Raw genomic sequence first — 21,433 nt, 5'->3', positions numbered from 1 at the left:
TCACTATACAATAGTTTAATCCAAAGTAAAGGAAGGAAATTTGAATGCCAAATAAATTAATAAATAGGAAAATTACTACAAACCCTTTCAACTTTATTTTTTACTGCTCTTTCAATATCAGTGCTATTTCCATCAATTAATCCCTGAATTACTTCATTTATTAGATCAGCTATTTCTCTAAAATCTTCTGCCTCAAGTCCGCGCGTTGTCTCAGCAGCGGTACCAAAACGTAGCCCTGAAGTAATAGTTGGTTTCTCTGTGTCAAATGGTACGGAGTTTTTATTGCAGGTAATGCCAGCCCTTTCAAGGCTATCCACAACGTCTTTTCCGGTCAATTTTCGTGATCTTAAGTCAACTAGCACTATATGAGAGTCAGTGCCACCAGTTATAATGTCGAGACTATGCCCTTGCAGCGCTTGAGCTAGCACTTTTGCATTCTCCACAACTTTCTTACTATAAGTTTTAAACTCTGGCGCTAATGCTTCCTTAAACGCAACAGCTTTTGCAGCTATCACATGCATAAGTGGTCCACCTTGCAATCCTGGAAAAACTGCAGACCGAATTTTTTTATGTAATGCTTCATCATTTGTCATTACCACTCCGCCACGAGGACCTCGTAGAGTTTTATGAGTTGTAGAAGTCATAACATGCGCATGTTCAGCAGGAGACGGATATTCGTCAGCCGCAATAAGTCCCGCATAATGGGCAATATCTGCAAGCAAGTACGCACCAACTTTATTCGCAATTTCGCGAAAGCGCTCGAAATCTATCTTTCTTGGATAAGCAGAAGCACCAGCAATGATTAGCTTCGGTTTATGCTCCAGCGCTAGCTTTTCTACCTCGTCCATATCGAGTAGATAAGTATCTCTATTAACTGTATACTGAATCGACTTAAACCACTTACCAGAAAGGTTTGGTGCTGCACCGTGAGTTAAATGTCCACCACAGTTCAGTGACAATCCAAGTATTGTATCACCTGGAGCAAGCAGTGAAGCAAACACTGCTTGATTTGCCTGAGAACCAGAATGAGGTTGAACATTCGCAAATTTAACACCAAACAGCTTACAAAGCCTTTCTATAGCTAGACTTTCAATTTCATCCACATACTCACAACCACAATAATATCTCTTACCAGGGTAACCTTCTGCGTATTTATTAGTCAGAAAAGAACCTTGTGCTTCCATCACTGCTTTACTTGCAAAATTCTCCGATGCAATCAGTTGCAACTGCGATTTTTGGCGTTGCAGCTCTTTTTCTATAGATTGATAAATTTCATTATCAAAAGACTTTAGACTACTTTCAGAGTCATAAATCCTTTCTGAAACACTTGTCATAAGCCCTTTTCCTTAACCACATAAATCCAAAAACAGCCAAAAGCAGGCATACAGGAATAACTGATATTGCTTTGACTAGCAACTCAGTACCATACACAGGATTTCCTTGTATTACCATCCCATCCCAACACAAGTCTACTATCTTTGCAATTCCAGTATGAAAAAAATAGCCAAAAACCATAACTATCATATTTGATATAGCCGTAGCTAAGCCTACCAAGTTATTATTTACATAACTTATTGCCTTGTAAATAGTAATTACCTGATACCCAGATGCAAAGCCGATAACAAGAAGTGTAGGTAGTGCAATATATAAACCGCCAACTTGTGTAAAAAGCAAGAGGAAGCTAGCGATCATTGCAAAAGAACACGCAATAATCACCTCGTAATGTTTGTCTGGATACTTCTCCAGTAAATAAGCTAAAAAGAATGATCCCGCTCCCATTCCTATAAACATAAGAGAGGAAAGCGAAGATGCCAGATCTCCAGTCATTTGATATGCTTCACATAAGAACGCCTTTGCCCAACCATCAGCAAAACCTTCTAGTGGTCCAACCATTAAGCCACCAAAAAAGCTGATTAGAATGATATGTTTATTGAAAAGTACAGTTTTTAAATCTTGAAGTATGTTGTCATTTCTACTCTCCTCTATGTTACTATTTGGCGTTATTAAGAATAAAAGTAGGGCAAGCAAGCAACCAAACGCTGAGAAAGTGTATATAACATAGTTCCAACCAAATTTATTGAGCAAGAAATCTAGAGGTAATCCACCATAAATTGCTCCCAGTAACCCTATTATTATGGATAAGCTAGCCATCCTTGCTGATTTTTCTTGTGAAAAATACATGCTTGCAACTTTGAAGAGCCCAATTGCTGAAGCAGATGATCCAATTCCAACAATCATTCTACCAAGTATTGAGTAATACCACTGATCAAAGCATATCAGCGGCAACGTCCCAGCAAACGTTAAAACAATACATGCAGGCAAAACAAACTTTGGCCCAAATCTATCAAGCGCAAGACCAACAGGTATATGAGCAAGCGTATAGCCTATATAATACAGCCCACCAAATTGACCAACATCTGCAATACTTATGTTAAATTTTGTTATCAATCCAGGCGCAATTATGTTTGGAATTATGCGTAATATATATTGGTATGCATAAAATAGCGATGCTAATAACCAGATTAAAAAATTCCTCTGCAACATGAATCTCAGCTAAAATTTAGGATTATAGATACTTTAGTTATAAAAAGCAATACTATATTAATCATCTAAATCTGCCTAGCTCTTTTTACAGCTCATAACTTTAAGTAACCAAAAGCCTATCATTCCTATTAGTAGGCATATAGGTATTATTAACATAGATTTAACCATTACATCAGCTCCATAAAATGGCTTTCCATCGATAATTTCACCGTTCCAATAAAAATTCATTATATTTGCAATAATGACGTGAAAAAAATAACCAAAACTCATAACTATGGAATTAACTACAGACCCTGCACTTGCTACTGCATCGTTTTTTACACAACTTACAACTTTAGCAGTAAAAGCAATTTGGTATGCAGAAGCAAGGCCAATAATGAATAGTAACACACATGCCAAGAATTCACTAATATTGCATATAAAAAGTAATAAGAACACAATTATCATGGCCATAGCACAAGAAATTATTATTTCATAGTGCTTGGTTGGATTTTTTGCTAATATGTAAGGAAGTAATAAATGCCCAAAGCCAAAGCCTATTAGTATCCATTTTGAAATGCTATATGCAATGTGTCTATCTATAGCGTACATCTCATGCAAGAACGTTGCGGACCACGCATCTGCAAAGCCTTCTAATGGTCCAACCATAAAACCGCCAAACAAACTTATCAATAAAATATCTTTATTAAATATAACTTTGCTTAAATTTTTAATATTCAATTCTTCGTCTGAGGTACCAACCTTAGGTATAGATATAAAGGTAGTTAAAGCAAGCAATAATCCAAGCATTATACACATAGTAAATACATAATCCCACCCAAACTTATCAAGTAAGACATGTAATGGTTTGGTGGCAAATACACCACCTAAAATGCCAATAATAACCGATATGCTGAACATCATGGCGAATTTTTCTCTATGGTAATAGATTCTTATTATTTTAAAGAGTCCAAGTACTGAAGCAGAGGATCCAATACCAGTAATTATTCTCCCAATAATAAAATAACTCCAATCGTTAGAACTGACTAAAGGTAAAGCACCTAAAGATGTTAATGTAATACAAATCGGTATAACAACTTTAGAACCAAATCTATCTAAAAGAATACCTACAGGAATATGCGCTAACACATAACCTACATAATATAGTCCACAAAATTGTCCTATTTCTGTTATTCCTATATTAAACCTCACTACCAATTCAGGAACTACAACATTTGGAATTACACGCAATATGTATTGATATGCATAGAACAGCGATGCTAATAACCATATTAAAAAATTCCTCTGTAGCATCAATTTTACCTCAAGCTTCGGATTATAGGCACCTTAGTTATGAAAACCATCAAAAACCTACCCATGAAACAGATTTAGTACATCAATTTTTTAAATTTGGCAAGCTCTTCTTGCAGCTTATAATTTTAAGCGACAAGAAGCCTATCATCCCTATCAATAAGCATACAGGTATTATTAACATAGATTTAACCATTACATCAGCTCCATAAAATGGCTTTCCATCGATAATTTCACCGTTCCAATAAAAATTCATTATATTTGCAATAATGACGTGAAAAAAATAACCAAAACTCATAACTATGGAATTAACTACAGACCCTGCACTTGCTACTGCATCGTTTTTTACACAACTTACAACTTTAGCAGTAAAAGCAATTTGGTATGCAGAAGCAAGGCCAATAATGAATAGTAGCATACATGCCAAGAATTCACTAATATTGCATATAAAAAGTAATAAGAACACAATTATCATGGCCATAGCACAAGAAATTATTATTTCATAGTGCTTGGTTGGATTTTTTGCTAATATGTAAGGAAGTAATAAATGCCCAAAGCCAAAGCCTATTAGTATCCATTTTGAAATGCTATATGCAATGTGTCTATCTATAGCGTACATCTCATGCAAGAACGTTGCGGACCACGCATCTGCAAAGCCTTCTAATGGTCCAACCATAAAACCGCCAAACAAACTTATCAATAAAATATCTTTATTAAATATAACTTTGCTTAAATTTTTAATATTCAATTCTTCGTCTGAGGTACCAACCTTAGGTATAGATATAAAGGTAGTTAAAGCAAGCAATAATCCAAGCATTATACACATAGTAAATACATAATCCCACCCAAACTTATCAAGTAAGACATGTAATGGTTTGGTGGCAAATACACCACCTAAAATGCCAATAATAACCGATATGCTGAACATCATGGCGAATTTTTCTCTATGGTAATAGATTCTTATTATTTTAAAGAGTCCAAGTACTGAAGCAGAGGATCCAATACCAGTAATTATTCTCCCAATAATAAAATAACTCCAATCGTTAGAACTGACTAAAGGTAAAGCACCTAAAGATGTTAATGTAATACAAATCGGTATAACAACTTTAGAACCAAATCTATCTAAAAGAATACCTACAGGAATATGCGCTAACACATAACCTACATAATATAGTCCACAAAATTGTCCTATTTCTGTTATTCCTATATTAAACCTCACTACCAATTCAGGAACTACAACATTTGGAATTACACGCAATATGTATTGATATGCATAGAACAGCGATGCTAATAACCATATTAAAAAATTCCTCTGTAGCATCAATTTTACCTCAAGCTTCGGATTATAGGCACCTTAGTTATGAAAACCATCAAAAACCTACCCATGAAACAGATTTAGTACATCAATTTTTTAAATTTGGCAAGCTCTTCTTGCAGCTTATAATTTTAAGCGACAAGAAGCCTATCATCCCTATCAATAAGCATACAGGTATTATTGACATAGATTTAATCATTACATTAGCTCCATAAAATGGAATTTCATCAACCATTTTATCATCCCAATAAAAATTCATTATGCCTGCAATAACGGTATGAAAAAAATAACCAAAACTCATAACTATAGCATTACTTATGGACCCTGCGCTTGCTACTGAATCATTTTTTACACAAGACACAACTTTATCAGTCAAAGCAACTTGATACGCACAAGCAAAACCGATAATGAACAGCAATATACATGCTAACAGTGGATTAACATCGCACATAAAAAGCAATAAGAACATAATTATCATAGCCATGGCACAAAAAATTATTATTTCATAGTGCCTATCTGGATACCTTGCTAATACATGAGGAAGTAATAAAACTCCAAGACTAAAGCCTATTAGTATCCATTTTGAAATGCTATGTGCAACGTGTCTATCTATAGCATACATCTCATAGAAGAATGTTGTGGACCACGCATCTGCGAAGCCTTCTAATGGTCCAATCATAAAACCACCAAACAAACTTACCAATAAAACATTCTTATTGAATATAATCTTGCTTAAATTTTTAATATCTACTCTATCTGAAGTATCAGCTTTAGGTATAGATATAAAAGTAGTTAAAGCAAGCAATAGTCCAAGTGTTATAAATGCAATAAGCACATAATCCCATCCAAATTTATCAAATAAGATATGTAATGGTTTAGTGGCAAATATACCACCCGAAATGCCAATAATGGCTGATATACTAAACATTACGGCAAACTTTTCTCTGCAGTAATAGATACTTATCACTTTAAAAAGTCCAAGTACTGAAGCAGAGGATCCAATACCAGTAATTATTCTTCCAACAACAGAACAACTCCAATTGTCGGAAACAACCAAAGGCAAAGCACCTAAAGATGTTAATGCTATGCAAATTGGTACAACAACTTTAGAACCAAACCTATCCAACAAAATACCCACAGGAATATGTGCTAACACATAACCTATATAGTATAGTCCACAAAATTGTCCTATCTCTGTTGTTCCTATATTAAACCTTACCATCAACTCAGGAACTACAACATTTGGAATTACACGCAATATGTATTGGTATGTATAGAACAGCGATGCTAGCAACCATATGAAAAAATTTCTCTGCAATGCTAGTCTTACCTCAAAGCTGGAATTATAGGTATTTTATCAGCAAGAAGCAACTCTCTTTTAAATGTCTACTCTAATCTGAGGATATTTTTTAAAAGAGACCTTTTATTTTATTCATAATCTCTTTCAGCATATCTATAACTGGTTCATGAATAAGGTATATGAAAAAAATTACACCACAAATGATAAGGATGTTTATGATTTTACCTTTATTCATCTTTACCTTAAGTTTTATTTTTAGACCCCCCGCGAAAGTAGAGAAAAAGGAAGAGAGAGATAAAAAAGGATGTAAAATAATAAATTTAGCAGAGGTAAAATGACAATAAGTTACGAAAAAATAGCAAAAACACCTTATATCTTTTGCCAACTAACAGGGTTAAAAGTAGAAGAATTTCAAAAAATAGTGAAAAAAGTTAGGCAAGAGTGGGAAAGGATAGAAAAAGAGAAGAAATGCCATGGAAGGAAATCACGCATTGGAACATTAGAAGATAAAATTTTATGTGTATTGATTTATTATAGAACTTATATAACTCATCCATTTTTAGGTTATTTGTTTAATTTGCACAACTCCAATATTTGCCGGCTATTGAAAAGAATGGAACCGTTACTAGCTAGAAAAATTACGATCAAGAAGGATAGAGCAATGACACCAGAGAAGATACTAAAGGTTTTAGCAGATGTTACAGAGCAGTCGATACAAAGACCTAAAGATGTTAAGAAACGAAAGAAATCCTATTCAGGGAAGAAAAGGTCTAACACAATAAAGACTGAAATTATTATAGAAGAAACTGGGAAAATTTTGTCTGTGTCAAAATCACATAGAGGTAGAGTGCACGATTTTCTCATAAGAAAACAGGAAAAGTTTCTTTCAACTAATAGCATAAAATATGCTGATTCTGGTTATCAAGGTTGGCAAAAGTTGCAGAGTAACGTTTTGATACCGTATAAAAAATATCGCAAAAAGCTACTAACAGCAGAGCAAAAGGAGCATAATCAGAAGCTTGCATCGTTTAGGATGAGAGTAGAAAATAAGATACGGGAGATCAAGATTTTCAAGATTATGTCGCACGTTTACCGCAATTTTCAGAAGAAACTTAATATGAGATTTAATATTATCTCTGCTATTATTAATCTAAAGCATGCTTTTTAATTAGTTTCTGTTCCTACACTTTCTTACCCTATTTTGTTACTTACCCGTTTCGCAGGAGGTCTTTTGTTACAAAGTCCATTTTATTTACACTTTTATTCCCTCGTGACAGTGATTATATCTTGAATAATATAATTTTCAATGAAATTCAGTATCAGAAACGCTGCAGTTAACTAAATATTAACCTTCTCGTGTGTAAAATAATATAAAAGCAAGGTGAGTGAATGAACATAAACACAGCAGACAACACACTAGAAAACTACATAACAAAATACATTGAGCAAACATTTGCAGCACACACAGGCAATAGATACGACAAGCTGTACAGAGAACTTTTAAGCAGCGTAGAAGAAATAATAAAACTTACTGTAAACGAAGCAAAACAATATGATAAAAGCCTAGAAGAACTACATAACGATTCAAGATTTCACGATAAGAAATTTATTCAAGCTGTTGCTAAACACCAGGTGTTAGAATTTCTAAATATTCATCTAAAGAAGAAAGAGAGCGTTGCAGAATTTAACAATGAACATCACATCAACGAAAGCGATTTAAAAATTTTAAAGGAAGGAAAAGGTTTAGTGAATAAAATAAACGATATTAACTTAACTCAACAAAATGAGAAAAATGAAATATTGAACATTAGAAAGGTACTTGCCAAATCAATAGGAATGCCCTCTTCGAGAACCGAAAAATCCAAGGCAACTCTAGTAGAAAGTCCTGAGATGGTAAAATAGACAACTTTGTAGACAGCTTATTCATATACCTAACTTTTATTTAGTAAACACCTTCAAGCCCACAATACCCAGTATTACCAAAGTAAGAGAAAGCAAGCGTCCAAAACTTACTGGGTCATTAAAAAACATTATTCCTATTATTGCTGCACCTATAGAGCCTATACCAGTCCAAACTGCACAAGATGTACCAAGAGGAATAGACTTCATTGCTAATGACAGCCAGTAAAGACTCACAGAACCGCTAACTAAAATAATTACTACAGGTATAATACGAGTAAAGCCATTGCTATATTTTAGTGCTGTGGTCCATATTATCTCAACCAAACCAGCTAATAGTAAATACACCCACGCCATAAATTAACTCTATCTCACTGATATATTATACATAAGAATATTAAAAAGTTAACTTAGCATTTCACATGCTTTAGTAATGCTATTACATCCAATTTCTAATTGTTCCTGAGAGGTTGCATAAGAAATTCTGATAAAATTTTCTAGACCAAATGCAATTCCTGGAACAACAGCAACTAAATGGTCTTCCAACAAATATTCAGCAAAATCAAGATCATTACTTATTACTTTACCACTTTTTGTGCTCTTACCCAATAAACCTTCACATGAAACAAACAAATAGAATGCACCTTGTGGAATAGATGCTGACAATCCTGGAGCAGAATTTAGCTTTTTTACCACAAAATCTCTACGATCTTTAAAAATTTTTGTTCTTTCTTTCAAAAAACTATGATCACCGTTTAATGCTTCAACTGCTGCTGCTTGTGCTATCGAGTTTGGGTTAGAAGTGCTTTGAGACTGTAATGTAGAGATAGCATTTATCACATCACTCTTACCTGCAATATACCCTATTCTCCATCCTGTCATTGCATAGGCTTTTGATACTCCATTGACCACAAAAACTCTATCATAAAGCTCTGGTTCAACCCGAGCAATGGTAAAAAACTTTTCGTCGTATACTATGCGCTCATAAATATCATCTGTAACAACATTCACATGTGGATGTTTAAGCAATACTTGCGCTATGCTTTTCAATTCATCATATGCATAGACAATTCCTGCCGGATTATTTGGTGAGTTGAGAATTAACCATTTAGTTTTCTTAGTTATCTTGCTCTTCAGTAATTCTGGTGTCAGCTTAAAGTTTTGCTTGCACTCTACAATAATTGGCAGACCACCAAAAAGGCTTACCATATCAACATATGAAACCCAATAAGGAGCTGGAATTATAGCTTCATCACCAGAGTTAATTGTTGCCATAAATAAGTTGAATAGCACCTGCTTAGCGCCAGCGCCGACACAGATTTGGTTCAGTGTATATTCTAGATTGTTATCTCTTTTTAACTTATTGATTATTGCGTTTTTAAGCTCACGCGTTCCATCAACAGCAGTATATTTAGTTTTGCCTTCATTTATCGCTTGAATAGCTACCTTTTTTACATGGTCTGGAGTGTCAAAATCCGGCTCTCCTGCAGCTAAAACGCAAATTTTCTTTCCTTCGCTTTTTAATCTATTTGCCTTATCGGTCACAGCGATTGTAGGTGATGGTTTTATTAGAGACATCCTTCTTGCAAGGTCCGACATAATCTCACTAAAGTTAAATAAAAATGATAAACTCTACACAACAAAAAAGCTAGAAATTTTATTATTTTGTACAAGGTTTGACATTTTTTAAGTACTTTTAAATTGATTTAGTATAAGTATTAAGAAATTTACCAAGTAAAAAAAGGCAAAAGAAGCCCCAAAGTAGCTCACTCTTTATTTTAAAATTTGACGTTGGGTGATGTCTTAAACGCTTTATAAGCCCGTTAGGCTTTATTGCATATCTAGTGAAGTTTTTTCCTGAACAAATAATTTCATGTTACTATTTCGAACTCAGCCATACCAAAAATTTGTTCATTAAGTAGCATTTAATAAGTAGTTCCTTCTCCCTATTTATCTCAGATTTATTTTTTAAACTAAACCCAAATGTCTCTTTTAACCTATAAAAAAAGCATTCAGTATAGACCATATTTTACTTCCTCTTCCATCTTTCTTTACCTTTTTCATAGCTTTCACATGATTTTATTACACTAATGTTGCTATTTCTCTCTGATAGCTTTCTCATAGACTCTTGCGTGTTTTCTTGCAGCTTGCATTGTTTATATATACTTACCATATCATAAGCTGAAGAACAGGTAAAATATTTTGTTTATTGCCTATTTTATTCAACATTAGGCATGCCGGTAGCTGTACATGCATATCACTTTTTTACTGTTTATGTTTAAAATAACGTGTGACTTTCTATATATTTTCTTACATTCTCCTTATTATGGTTATAGCTATAATACTAATTCTAGTGCTATCTATTGCAATTTCAATATTATTTTTATCAACTCTGCAGTCATTGATTTTTATGTTAAGCTTTTTAAATCTTCTAGAAGCTTGTGTATAGCTGATGACCTTGAGATCTTTACCCATTTATAACCTTTTATAAAACCAACTGCTTGCAATTCTAAAAAGATATGTGTATCAAAACCACAACTTTATCACTATAGATGTACCTGCCACTTTTGGATTGTTCTCATACCAGTTTCCAATCGCTTCATTAATGAAACGAAAAATATTTCCCCTAGAAACTTGTTATATTCAATTCAGTTGCTGACTTTCATTCTTTGTGGTATAAGCTGTATTTATTTGATAGATATTTACTCTATAACAGAATCACTGCTGAATCTTTTTCTCCTATGCAACAAAGCCTGCCCGGGTGGCGGAATTGGTAGACGCGCTAGCTTCAGGTGCTAGTAACTTTTCAAGTTGTGGAAGTTCAAGTCTTCTCTCGGGCACTCTATACTGATTCTTGAGTTAATTAATGCTATAACATATTTACTACACTTAAGTTTATGAATTGTAAGGAAAAGAAGCTTGTTTACAGAAAGAAAATACGAACTCATTTAAAACGCTTAGTTACTGCACTATCTACTGCTTCTTTGATTGGGTACATAGCAGCATTAGCTTTGAACATTTCTGTCTTAAGTCTATATTTTAGTATTGCCAGCACCATACTAAGTGCACTTTCGCTTGCCTTAAATATATGGTCATTAACTGATCATTTTAGGCGGCACGATCTTAATAAGCAACCCGATACTCCTCGGCAAAAGAAATTAACGAAGATCTGTCTTGATATCGCACCTAGCATTTCATTTTTAATAGGAGGAATTACATTTATATTGCCTCTCGAATCTCCTATTATTCCTCTTATTTCTATTGCTTTTTTTATTCTAGGCTATATCTTTATGGCAACCAATCTTGTTCGAACTATGATTAATCAGCCGCAAATAGATGAAAATAATAATTTCAAAGCTAGCGATCATTCTAACGTTCAATCTGCAATAGTTGGAGCTTGATTATCATTATTAATAAATTAACTTACTTGATTTATATAACAATATTGGTTATTATATTAATAGATTATTAATATAATATGGTAGCATTATGATAGATTTTATAAACTTTTCCAACGACTATTCAGAGTTTTCTGAGGAAAATATTAGTTCAGCTGAGCTTAATTACGCAGATTATAGTACATACATAACTGAGCATAATGAACTGAGTTTTCCTGATGAATACTTAAGCTTTTTTGAGAAAGACGCAAGGTATATAGTGTCTATGCTTGATGAGAATGATCAAAAATCTACAGATGACTCGTATACAGTAGTTGAACACAATGAAAACAGTTTGGTATTGAAGAACACATTAGAAACAGAGTATGGAACTGTATACAGATACATAATGCTCAATCTGAAAATTTCAATAATGGAAGAGATGACGGAAGTGAGTAGCGAATGTGAATGTCTTATAAATGGCCTCTATGAAATGGATAAGATAATTTTGTCTTCAGACAAAAAAGAATTAACATTCATACTCAAAACTAGAAACAGTTTACAAAAAGTAATGAAAGTTAGAAAATTTTAAACTAATATGGGGTACTAATACCAATGCCCATTAAGGAGAGAGCGGATAGACAATAAAGAGAAAAAAAAGTCCATACTGAAACAAGTAAAATAGCGGGGTAAAATAGGATTAAGATCAAAACTATTAGATGAACAAGTGGTGGAATCGGCAAGAAAAATGCTGAAAAAAGTAAGAAACAATGCATAAAAAAACTAAATGCTGTAATTGCTAGCAAAAAAGCATAGCATAACGGCTGTAGCAAAGATATGCTGCATTTCAAGAAACGCAGTAACTTCATGACTTAAAATTTGGAAGAGAAGAAAAACTATTTGCTCCTGCTCAATGCTGTAAAAAAACTAGATTGAATCATAGCCAACTTGAGCAAGTTGAAGTATGGATAGAAGAAAATCCTAATATTACTATTAAAGAAATGAGAATAAAGATTCAGAAAAAATTTGGTCTGAATGTCAGTAAGTCTACAGTGCACCGTAATATATGAAATTTTCATATATTACACCAACACAATGTACAAGATAAAAGAAAACAAGAGGAATTCAAAAAAAAATCTCAATGAAGTTACTGGCAAGTATAGCTCTTTTCATAATAGTCCGAAAAGCTTATAGAAAAGCGGAATCAACAGCATGACGAAAAGATGTGAATAGAGGGATGTTTTTCCTAGCTCTGTTTTTTATAGCAAACCAATGATGCTCAATTTTGTTAAAATCGGGAGAATAAGGCGGTAGATATAAAATTTCTGCGCCAACTCCTTTAGCAAATTCAGTAATCTTATTAGACTTATGAAAAGTAGCATTATCAAAGTTTGTCCAGATCGGTGTCAAAAACTGCTCAAACCATTTATTAACATATTACAGTGGCCTTCAAATGTTAACGGAACAACTATTTTTCTGCCGTTTAAGGCTGCAATCATACTGATTCGTTGAATTTTTTTACCAGATTTTAGAGCATAAAACCTCTGTCCCTTCTGGCAATATCCATAAGGGTAGTCCTCGGTGTTATCAATGCCAGACTCATCTATATAAACTAAGTTTTGAGGTTCTTTTGTTGCTATAATTTTCAAAAATTCAGCGCGTTTTTCTTCGTCCCTTTCTTTGTATCCATATGTCTTTTTTTGCGTGTGAGTCCAATTTTTTTAAGAGCTCGATGAATCGTTGGGATACTAACATTGCTCCAAAGCTTAGCCATTTCCGATAGAGTTTTTCCACCATATTTTTTAGCAAATTCAGTAAATTTATTCCAGTCAGTAATTTTGTGATTATAACCTCCATTTCCAAGTTTTTTTGACTGAAAATCTCCTGTTTCTTTTTTTCTTTGCTGCCACTCCCATAACGTAGTTCTTCCAATTTTAAATCTTGCTGCCACTGCTTCTCTGCTTTATCCTTCTTCTAGTGATTCCATTGCTTTTTTTCTTAAATCATAACTATATGCTGCTGGCATACTTACCTTCACTACTATAAAATCTTATTTTACCTCGTTTGCACTATTATGAAAAGAGCTATATCTTAGAAAAGAGCTGTTTTTCTTTGATGAATCGCGGTTTGGCACACATTCGAAAGTCGGACGTGGTTGGTTTAAAAAGGGCATCAGGACAAAGGTTAAAATAAAATTAGGTAGACAAAATTTTTATCTCTACAGTGCAGTTAATCCTAAAAATGGAGAGAACTCTAGCTTATTTGCACCGAATGTCAACACTGAATGTATTTCTTAAGCAGATGTCCCAATATTTAGGAACAAGAGAGGCTTTTTTAGTTATGGATTGTGCTAGTTGGCATAAGTCAAAAAATTTAAAGGTGCCTAAAAATATTGAGATTATGTACCTATCACCATACTCGCCTGCAGTTGCAAGACTTTGGTTATATATAAAACAGAACATTTTGCGTAATAAAATATACGATACAATTACTCTCCTTGAGTTTACTTTGTGTAAATTTGTTGCTTCCCTTGCCCACTCTACAATTAAACAACTCTGCTATGTCTCCTATTTGTCCTCCTCATAATGAGAATTGGTATAAGTATTACATGTGTGTGCCAGAATAACAGAAGACTTGCTGTAAATCAAAAGATATAAGAAGAAGGTAAGGAGTAATGCAATGGCTTTACTGCATAGCTAGTTAGAGGGAGGATAAATGGAAGGAAAATCTTATAAAGCGAGTTCAAAAGTAGGCATAACGATGTCAGTGAATTAAATAACATTTAATGGGAAGTTCTTGCGCACAATTTATTTCAGCTAAAACTGAACCCAAATGTCTTTTTACTCTGACCCTACTGCAACCTTTTTATACATTCGTCTTTGCCGAGAATTATCATAATATCAATGATTCCAGGCGCATCCATTACCCCTGTTATAGGTGCACGTAATGAGTGGTATATATCGCTCATTTTCATATTATGTAATTTCGAAAATTCCTTGATCTGAGCAGATAAAAAATTCTTATTCCAATCTTCATCACCTATACTCGAAAGAAATGATGCAAGTAACTTAATTATATCTAGGTTAGATTTGACAATTTGCTGAGCTTCTTCACTCAAATCAACTTGAATATAAAACTTTGCTAAATCCAGCAGTTCGGTTAGATAGTTTGCTCTTTTCTTTAGCTCTGTTAGTCCCTGTAATAAATAATTCTTTTTCTTATCAGTCAAAAACACATTACCACCTGTCATCCAAGTAGCTGACACTGGTTTTGTCTTTCTGGTCACGTGCTGGAATGACATCAAGGACTGGGTTAAAGAAAGATCTTTTGCATTACTCTCGAACATTGGAACAATAATACTTAAAATATCTTCATTGCTCATATTGTTAATATAATGGTTATTCAAATGTTCCAGTTTTTTAAAATCAAGCCGTGCAGGTGAACGACCGATATTTTCCAAATTAAACCACTCTATTGCTTGATCATCGCTAATAATTTCATCATTACCATGACTCCAACCAAGTCTAAGCAGGTAGTTACGCATTGCTTCTGGCAATATTCCCATCTTTTCATAATCGCAAACACTTGTATCACCATGTCTTTTGGATAGCTTATTCCCGTCTTCTCCATGAATAAGCGGTACGTGTGCAAAGCGTGGAACATCAAAATCAAGAGCCTGGTATATTAGTAATTGTTTGAAGGTATTAGTGAGATGATCAGAGCCACGTATAATATCGGTTATTCCGGCATCATGGTCATCAACCACTACAGCAAAAATATATGTTGGAGTATTGTCAGAGCGCAAGATTACTATGTCATCAAGCTGGTCGCTACTTATTGTAACTTGGCCGTATATTTTATCGTCAACAACAATATCTTCTGAGTCTGGCACTTTGAAGCGAACAACAGGCTCTGCATTTGATGTCGAATGAGTACACTTATGCTTATATATTTTTCCTTCTTCCCTTGCTTTTGCCTTCTTTTCTGCAATTTCATCTTCAGGGCAGTAACAATGATACGCCCTACCCTTTTCAACTAAAAGATTTGCAACCTCAATGTGCTGCTCTATTTTTTTTGATTGATATATTATTTCCCCATCATAGTTTATTCCAAGCCATTTTAACCCATCTATTATTGCATCAATTGCTTCCTGTGTTGAACGTTTTCTGTCGGTATCCTCAATCCTTAGTAAAAACTGGCCACCATGACGCTGCGCATAGAGCCAATTAAATAAAGCTGTGCGAGCTCCTCCAATATGTAAAAATCCTGTTGGTGATGGAGCGAATCTAGTGACTATACCTGGCATATTTGTCTATTGTGATAACGTAACCGATGATAACTAAAATTTGCACTTGCAACAACGCGGAACTATAGTAAATTTAAAAGATCAATTTACATTTATTTTTAACAAACTACATTGTATAATTTAATATTAGTGAATGCAGTGAGGTGTATATATGGATAATTTATTTAAAATTGCAAGAGGAGTTGTAACAAAAGAGGGTGAAAATAAATTTATTGAAGCTTGCAAGAAAGGAGTTGCTTGTGTAGCTAAGCATAGAATTAATGAAAATGGAAACCCATTTCATATAGCAGCAAGTAAAGGAATTCTGTTACCTGCGTTAAAAGAGATTATAGAGTATTTAGAAGAAGATACTGAGAGCAGAGTCAAGAAAGCAAAAGAAGCTAAAGATCGGGAGAAAGTAAAAAGCTTAAAAAAGGAACTTGAGAACAATAAGAAATATATTAAGGAAGCACTCCTCGATAAAAGCTATATTAAGAATAATAAGGCAGTATCACCTCTTTACTTCTTGGATCCTGCAGAGCAGAAGGAAGTTAAGCAAATTGCAGATATAAAATGTGGCTTTATATGTAATAAGAAGTTTCATATATGCTTATATATAGTAGGAGCTATAGTGTGTGCTACCGCTATGTGTGTATCTTTGTATCTTCTATTTTCAGTTTCTCAGTCTCTTGCGTTGGCTTCAATAGCAACAATAGCTTCTGGAGGATCTTCATATCTGTTATTTAAGGCATGTAATGAAGTATATGGCCTCTATAACGAAAGTACTATAGTGACAGATCCTGATGTTATGCAACTTTTAGATAGTGGTTTAGCCCCAGTGTGAAGTATTTGCAGGTAGTAATATAGAAATTTACTTTCTTAACTTAAGAAAGTATACTGATAAGATGATAAGAAAGAAGTATAGTAAGATTTTAGTAGCGAACAGAGGGGAGATTACCTGCAGGATAATCAAAACTGCGCACAAGATGGGCATATCTTGTGTGTCTGTGTACTCAGATGCAGATGCAAATTCTGTGCATGTAAAGCAAGCAGATGAGTCAAGGCACATTGGCCCTTCGCCTGCTTATCTTAGTTACTTAAATATCGAAAAAATATGCGAAGTAGCAGTTGAAACAGGTGCCGAGGCGGTTCATCCTGGCTATGGGTTTTTAGCAGAAAATCCAGATTTTCCACGTGCTCTTCAAAAACATAATATAGACTTCATCGGTCCCAGTGCAGAAACAATAGAAGTTACAGCTAACAAAATAACAGCAAAAGAAGCGGCAAAAAAAGCTGGAGTGAATGTAGTGCCAGGATATATGGGTAAGATTAGCGACGCTGCCCACGCAGCTCAAGTTGCTGAAGAAATTGGCTTTCCGGTTATGCTTAAAGCTGCATCAGGTGGTGGTGGCAAAGGAATGCGAATTGTAAATTCCAAAAAAGAAATTGAACTAGCATTCACATCAGCAACAAATGAAGCAGAGAAAAGTTTTAAAGATGGCAGTATCTTTATAGAGAAATATATAGAGTTACCAAGACATATTGAAATACAAATCATAGCGGATAAATATGGCAATATAGTGTGTCTTGGAGAGAGAGAATGCTCGATACAAAGGAATAACCAGAAAATAATGGAAGAAACGCCAAGTCCATTCATTAGTGAAGAAGTAAGACAAAAAATGTATGCTCAATGTGTCTCCCTTGCAAAACAAGTTGGCTATTTTTCAGCAGGTACTGTTGAGTTTGTTGTTGATAAAGACCAAAACTTCTATTTTCTTGAGGTAAATACGAGATTACAAGTTGAGCATCCAGTAACAGAATTTATAACTGGAATAGACATAGTAGAAGAAATGATTAGAACTTCCTGTGGAAAAAAACTAAGGTTTGGTCAGAATGACATTAAACTTACTGGTTCTGCAATAGAAAGTAGAATTTGTGCTGAAGACCCATCAAAGAAATTTTTCCCTTCCAGCGGAAGAATAAAATATTACGATAAACCGGATGAAAATGATTATGTAAGAATAGATGATGGAGTTGCTGCAGGTTCAGAAATCAGCATGTTCTACGATTCGATGATTGCAAAAGTTATAACATATGGAAAAGATAGAATAGAAGCGATCAGTAGAATGCAAAAAGCATTGTCTGAATGCTATATAAAAGGAGTAACAAATAATATAGAATTTCTAGAATCCATCTTCCATCATCCAAACTTTATTGCAGCAAAACTCCACACAAGATTCATTCCAGACCATTATCCCAGTGGGTTTCAAGACGATTTTATTACAGAGGAATATATTAAAATATTTATTTTTGCTGCACTGTATGTTCATTTAGAAAATGAGGGAAAGTATTACAGTAAGTCAATAGATGAAGCATTCATAGTGAAAATAGACGATAATGAGTACTCCGTAAATGCAAAATATCAAGATAACACATTAACAACAGTATATAACCACAATAAATACTCCGTGTTGGGTAAGTGGAAACCAAGTTACAGATTACTATATATCACAATTAATGATGATACCAATATAGCACTTAAAATAGAAAGACAAGACAGCAAATATTTCATAAGGCATGCAGGTATGAAAGCTGAATGTTCTGTATTGAAACCTCATGTAGCTGAACTAAGCAAATTAATGCTAAACAACAAAACAGAAGGGATTTCAGTAGACGTTGTAAAATCTCCAATATCCGGTTTATTGGTTAAATTACACGTCAATGCTGGAGATCAGGTAGAGGTAGGACAACCTCTATTTGTTGTAGAGGCAATGAAAATGGAAAATATCATATGTGCTGAATCAGAAATGGTGATAAAAAATATCCCTGTTACAGAGGGAAAAAATGTATATGCTGGTGATTTGGTATTAGATCTGCTTTCTTAAATAACACAAGCAGTATAAACCTGATCCAAATAAGATAAACGAAAACATTTGATGGGCTATAGCAATTGATATTGGTATATGCAGCAACAAAGTGACTACTCCTAAAATTACCTGAATGATGACGGAGAGCAGCATAATATATGCTGGTTTTACATTGGCATTTTTTATTGTAAATACTACTGTCAGAACTAATATCAGCAATGCCAGTACTCTATGCACAAATTGCACCGTTGCTCTGTTTTCAAAAATATTTAGCCAAGCAGGCTGTAAGTAAAATAAATCTTCTGGAATAATTTGTCCATCCATTAGTGGAAAGGTATTGTAAATTAAACCAGCATTTAGCCCTGCAACAAATGCACCGAAGATTATTTGTACTGCAACTATGATCAAAATTATCCATATGTAACATGTATTAACCTTAAGTTTAGTTTGTCTTGGTTTGATTTGGTAATCAAAAAATTGATACGACAATAATGCAAAAATAACCAATGCAAGCAGCAAGTGAAGTGCAAGCTTATAGTGACTAACATGAGGTTTGGCTACCAAACCGCTTTTTACCATATACCAACCAGCAAAAGCTTGTAAAATTCCAAATAATAGTGCTATAGATAGCCTTATTACTATCTTTTTAGGTATTCTTTTTTTTAATGTAAAGTATATAAATGGTAAGATAAAAACTAAACCTGTCAGCCTTGCAATCAATCTATGTATATATTCTATTAAGTATATGGTGCGGAACTCTTCCATACTCATACCGTAGTTAAATGCTTTGTATTCAGGTGTAGCTTCATATTTTGATTTTTCTTTTAGCCAATCTTGTTCACTCAGTGGTGGTAATGTTCCGGTAATAGGTTTCCATTCCGTGATTGACAATCCTGCTTTTGAAAGTCTGGTAAATCCACCAATTCCCACCATGAGAATCACCATTACAGAGCAGAGAAAAAGCCAAATAGCTACAGGTTTTGCTTCCATAAGCCATGCTGAGTTTTGTTCCATTGCTGAGGGTGAATAACAAATTCCCACAAGGCAAAAAAAGCTGCAACGCTATGTAGCAGATTATAGACGGGAAAAAATATTGATACTATATAAAAATAAAAAGGCATTTTTTGCTGTTTTATAGCTACTATCAAAAAAATCAAGTTAATAACGTATACTACTATAAAATAATATAAAAATAATCCACTTAAAACTTGAGTTAGTATCAATGAAAGTAACAAAAAAGGAGTAGTGAAAAATATAAAGGCTGAGGAACCAACAAAAAGGTTTAATAGCAAAATTCCCTTGAGCCCAGTGTGCTTAAAAAGTAATTTTATATTTTTTAAATGAACAATGTAAGTTTGCATATAACCTTTGATCCAGCGTGCTCTTTGCTTGATCCAAGCAAACACAGTAGTTGGTGATTCTTCCAATGTTTCTGAATCAATAATCCTGGTTTTATATCCCATTTGTGCAAGTCTTAAACCGATGTCAGCATCTTCAGTTACATTGTAAGCATCCCAAAAAAGCACTTTCTTTAAAATTTCTATTGAAAAATGGTTGCTGCTGCCACCCAAAGGCATTGGCATGTTCATTTTTTGAAATCCAGGCAATAAATATTGAAACCAATTCATATATTCTAGAGAAAAGGATTTTGTGAGAAAATTACAATCATAATTATAGTAATTTAATTTCGCCTGTACACAGGCTAACTTTTCGTCACCCTTATTAAATTCAACTAGTGCTTTTTTTAACTGCAACGGATCTGGCCTATCATCTGCATCATATATTACTGCATACTTTCCTCTAGCAAAGCTCATAGCATAATTGCATGACTTAGCTTTTGTTCTAGGTAAAAAATGAGGCACTTTTATTACTTCAAAATACTGCGGTAAAGTGCATTTTTCTATCGCTTCCAACATTTCTTGGTCATCACTCTCTATCAGAAGCTTTACATCTAATTTTGATTTTGGATAATCCAAACTTTCAATGCTCTCAATCAATTGCTCTATAATCGCATTCTCTTTAAAAGCAGGCAATAAAATAGTATATACAGGTTCATTTAGCTTGCTATAATCCACTTTTTGGCTAGAAATTTTACGTAAGCCAAAAATTTTAGTTACGAATTTAAATAAAGAACTAGAACATCCAACTATGAATATCAGCATCAAAGCAAAATATGCATATTTCTCTTTCAGTGTTAAAGTCGAAATCATAACAAAGAAAGAGGAAAAAAATATTGAACTGAGCCTAATACTTTTAGCTGAAAAATTAGGGTTCTTATAATATAAGTAATTGCCTGCAAATTCTGAAATACCAAAGTGCGAGTTAAGAAGATTTAAAATCTGTTCACTGTTCGCTTTTATTAATACGTAGTCATCACCGTAGTGAGCCTTGATCCAATTATTGATATCTTGACTTGCATCCTCAACTATAAAAAAAGTAGTACTATTTAATTTTTGCCAAGGAATTATATTAAATTTATAATAAAAGAGTTTTTCTTGTTCTTTGCATAAACTAAAATCGAGCCTGATTTTTTCACTAATCTGAAGTATAGGCATT

Annotated in this window: 18 protein-coding genes, 1 tRNA gene and 3 pseudogenes; 9 read left to right on the top strand and 13 right to left on the bottom strand. The window is 33.8% G+C overall.

Annotation, left to right across the window (positions count from 1 at the left end; all coding sequences use genetic code 11):
- Window positions 1-56: 56 nt before the first annotated feature.
- From glyA to ABLO99_RS00150, 5 genes are all read right to left on the bottom strand, one after another.
- Window positions 57-1,334 (bottom strand): serine hydroxymethyltransferase, encoded by a 1,278-nt coding sequence (gene glyA / locus ABLO99_RS00170; protein WP_349967721.1) that lies wholly within the window; start codon window positions 1,332-1,334, stop codon window positions 57-59.
- Window positions 1,306-2,544 (bottom strand): MFS transporter, encoded by a 1,239-nt coding sequence (locus ABLO99_RS00165; RefSeq protein WP_349967720.1) that lies wholly within the window; start codon window positions 2,542-2,544, stop codon window positions 1,306-1,308. The genes glyA and ABLO99_RS00165 overlap by 29 nt, the downstream gene beginning before the upstream one ends.
- 75 nt (window positions 2,545-2,619) lie before the next feature.
- Window positions 2,620-3,837, bottom strand: a complete 1,218-nt coding sequence (locus ABLO99_RS00160; protein ID WP_349967719.1) for an MFS transporter — start codon at window positions 3,835-3,837, stop codon at window positions 2,620-2,622.
- An 82-nt stretch (window positions 3,838-3,919) separates the two neighbouring features.
- A complete protein-coding gene (locus tag ABLO99_RS00155; RefSeq protein ID WP_349967717.1) occupies window positions 3,920-5,155 on the bottom strand; it encodes an MFS transporter in 1,236 nt (411 codons plus the stop codon).
- Between the two features lie 82 nt (window positions 5,156-5,237).
- Entirely contained in the window at window positions 5,238-6,467 is a 1,230-nt protein-coding gene (locus ABLO99_RS00150; RefSeq protein WP_047759616.1) for an MFS transporter, read from the bottom strand.
- Between the two features lie 316 nt (window positions 6,468-6,783).
- Here ABLO99_RS00150 and ABLO99_RS00145 point away from each other — a divergent pair, with 316 nt between their 5' ends.
- Together ABLO99_RS00145 and ABLO99_RS00140 are read left to right on the top strand one after the other, a co-directional pair.
- The gene (locus ABLO99_RS00145) at window positions 6,784-7,617 is read left to right on the top strand and encodes a transposase family protein (protein WP_349967716.1); all 834 of its coding nucleotides are present in this window, start codon (window positions 6,784-6,786) and stop codon (window positions 7,615-7,617) included.
- A gap of 221 nt (window positions 7,618-7,838) precedes the next feature.
- Window positions 7,839-8,351, top strand: coding sequence for a hypothetical protein (locus ABLO99_RS00140; RefSeq protein WP_349967715.1), 513 nt, complete (start codon window positions 7,839-7,841; stop codon window positions 8,349-8,351).
- Window positions 8,352-8,387: 36 nt separating this feature from the next.
- Here the strand turns inward: ABLO99_RS00140 and ABLO99_RS00135 are convergent, their stop codons facing one another.
- The 4 genes from ABLO99_RS00135 to ABLO99_RS00120 all read right to left on the bottom strand — a co-directional run bounded on the left by ABLO99_RS00135 (window position 8,388) and on the right by ABLO99_RS00120 (window position 10,823).
- Window positions 8,388-8,705, bottom strand: coding sequence for a multidrug efflux SMR transporter (locus ABLO99_RS00135; protein WP_349967714.1), 318 nt, complete (start codon window positions 8,703-8,705; stop codon window positions 8,388-8,390).
- Between the two features lie 48 nt (window positions 8,706-8,753).
- Window positions 8,754-9,947, bottom strand: a complete 1,194-nt coding sequence (locus ABLO99_RS00130) for a pyridoxal phosphate-dependent aminotransferase (protein ID WP_349967713.1) — start codon at window positions 9,945-9,947, stop codon at window positions 8,754-8,756.
- Between the two features lie 430 nt (window positions 9,948-10,377).
- A complete protein-coding gene (locus ABLO99_RS00125; RefSeq protein WP_153295631.1) occupies window positions 10,378-10,521 on the bottom strand; it encodes a hypothetical protein in 144 nt (47 codons plus the stop codon).
- A 137-nt stretch (window positions 10,522-10,658) separates the two neighbouring features.
- Complete coding sequence (locus ABLO99_RS00120; RefSeq protein WP_153295628.1) at window positions 10,659-10,823, bottom strand: hypothetical protein; 165 nt, start codon at window positions 10,821-10,823, stop codon at window positions 10,659-10,661.
- 280 nt (window positions 10,824-11,103) lie between these two features.
- Between ABLO99_RS00120 and ABLO99_RS00115 the strand changes: the two genes are divergently transcribed.
- The 4 genes and pseudogenes from ABLO99_RS00115 to ABLO99_RS00100 form a co-directional block, all read left to right on the top strand.
- A tRNA-Leu gene (locus ABLO99_RS00115) sits at window positions 11,104-11,188 on the top strand.
- Window positions 11,189-11,245: 57 nt separating this feature from the next.
- A complete protein-coding gene (locus ABLO99_RS00110) occupies window positions 11,246-11,749 on the top strand; it encodes a hypothetical protein (protein ID WP_047759619.1) in 504 nt (167 codons plus the stop codon).
- Between the two features lie 88 nt (window positions 11,750-11,837).
- A complete protein-coding gene (locus tag ABLO99_RS00105; RefSeq protein WP_047759620.1) occupies window positions 11,838-12,317 on the top strand; it encodes a hypothetical protein in 480 nt (159 codons plus the stop codon).
- Window positions 12,318-12,419: 102 nt separating this feature from the next.
- A pseudogene (locus ABLO99_RS00100) lies at window positions 12,420-12,858 on the top strand (helix-turn-helix domain-containing protein); the annotation flags it as partial.
- A 55-nt stretch (window positions 12,859-12,913) separates the two neighbouring features.
- Here ABLO99_RS00100 and ABLO99_RS00095 read toward each other — a convergent pair.
- A pseudogene (locus tag ABLO99_RS00095) lies at window positions 12,914-13,751 on the bottom strand (IS630 family transposase).
- 82 nt (window positions 13,752-13,833) lie between these two features.
- Between ABLO99_RS00095 and ABLO99_RS00090 the strand changes: the two are divergent.
- A pseudogene (locus ABLO99_RS00090) lies at window positions 13,834-14,311 on the top strand (transposase); the annotation flags it as partial.
- Window positions 14,312-14,576: 265 nt separating this feature from the next.
- Here ABLO99_RS00090 and gltX read toward each other — a convergent pair.
- The gene (gene gltX, locus ABLO99_RS00085) at window positions 14,577-16,031 is read right to left on the bottom strand and encodes a glutamate--tRNA ligase (protein ID WP_349967711.1); all 1,455 of its coding nucleotides are present in this window, start codon (window positions 16,029-16,031) and stop codon (window positions 14,577-14,579) included.
- A gap of 151 nt (window positions 16,032-16,182) precedes the next feature.
- On the opposite strand from gltX, the gene ABLO99_RS00080 reads away from it, so the two are divergent.
- Window positions 16,183-16,854 carry an ankyrin repeat domain-containing protein gene (locus tag ABLO99_RS00080; protein ID WP_349967710.1) on the top strand — a complete coding sequence of 224 codons (672 nt, stop codon included), beginning with the start codon at window positions 16,183-16,185 and terminating at the stop codon, window positions 16,852-16,854.
- Window positions 16,855-16,915: 61 nt separating this feature from the next.
- Window positions 16,916-18,895, top strand: coding sequence for an acetyl-CoA carboxylase biotin carboxylase subunit (locus ABLO99_RS00075; protein WP_349967709.1), 1,980 nt, complete (start codon window positions 16,916-16,918; stop codon window positions 18,893-18,895).
- Here ABLO99_RS00075 and ABLO99_RS00070 read toward each other — a convergent pair.
- Entirely contained in the window at window positions 18,878-19,867 is a 990-nt protein-coding gene (locus tag ABLO99_RS00070; RefSeq protein WP_349967707.1) for a COX15/CtaA family protein, read from the bottom strand. The two genes, ABLO99_RS00075 and ABLO99_RS00070, sit on opposite strands and share 18 nt — an antisense overlap.
- Complete coding sequence (locus ABLO99_RS00065; protein ID WP_047759626.1) at window positions 19,849-21,432, bottom strand: glycosyltransferase family 2 protein; 1,584 nt, start codon at window positions 21,430-21,432, stop codon at window positions 19,849-19,851. The genes ABLO99_RS00070 and ABLO99_RS00065 overlap by 19 nt, the downstream gene beginning before the upstream one ends.
- Window position 21,433: the final 1 nt, after the last annotated feature.

The organism is Wolbachia endosymbiont of Armadillidium arcangelii (assembly GCF_040207875.1).
In the GTDB taxonomy this organism is placed as follows: domain Bacteria; phylum Pseudomonadota; class Alphaproteobacteria; order Rickettsiales; family Anaplasmataceae; genus Wolbachia.
Note: the sequence above shows the minus strand (reverse complement) of the source record. Positions and strands in the feature narration are given on the sequence as shown.